The following is a 571-nucleotide window of genomic DNA, read 5'->3' as shown; positions in this document are numbered from 1 at the left end:
ACTGGATGGCTCCTAAGGGAGAAGAGAAACTGACGATTTATGGTATAGATACTAAGGGTCAGATTTCTGATACCCCACTCACGACTTATGCAGAATATCAAGCCTGGGTTCAAAAACAACGATCAGAAGGGAATATAAATGAAACGAATTGATCCTGAGAGAATAAAGAGTATAAAAGCGAGTATCAACGCATCTACTAATGAAATACCGGATGACATTCGCTCGCTGATTGATGCGCCAGTGACAGGTAATTTTGAAGACTGTGTTAAGCGAACCAAAGCAACAATGGAGAGCTTAGTAACAACGGTTGATTCGCTTGATCAGTATTTAGATAGTGTAGCAGATGCTTTTGCGGCAACAGAAGCCGCTTTAGCTGCGGCAATTGATGGAGGTATCTATATTAAAGCTCCTGAGTCACGAGCAGAACGTAGAGAACGATATATCCAAGGCGGGAAAAATTCCCAAGAACGCCACAATCGTAGAAAAATGGTTGAAATCGCAGAGAGTCAATATAGTGATTTTCCATAATTACACAAATCACCTGAATTTATTTCAGGTGGTTTTCTTTTGT

The 571-nt window shown here is 40.5% G+C and carries 1 protein-coding gene; it reads left to right on the top strand.

Annotation, left to right across the window (positions count from 1 at the left end; genetic code table 11):
- Nucleotides 1-138 precede the first annotated feature (138 nt).
- A complete protein-coding gene (locus tag Q4443_RS10365; RefSeq protein WP_042903181.1) occupies nt 139-528 on the top strand; it encodes a hypothetical protein in 390 nt (129 codons plus the stop codon).
- Nucleotides 529-571 lie beyond the last annotated feature (43 nt).

It is taken from the genome of Streptococcus sp. GP0011 (assembly GCF_030546305.1).
Classification (GTDB): Bacteria; Bacillota; Bacilli; order Lactobacillales; family Streptococcaceae; genus Streptococcus.
This window is presented reverse-complemented; position numbering and strand designations above follow the sequence as displayed.

Coding starts and splice junctions, on each gene's coding strand:
- Q4443_RS10365 (WP_042903181.1), top strand. CDS start 139: ATGAAACGAATTGATCCTGAGAGAATAAAGAGTATAAAAGCGAGTATC.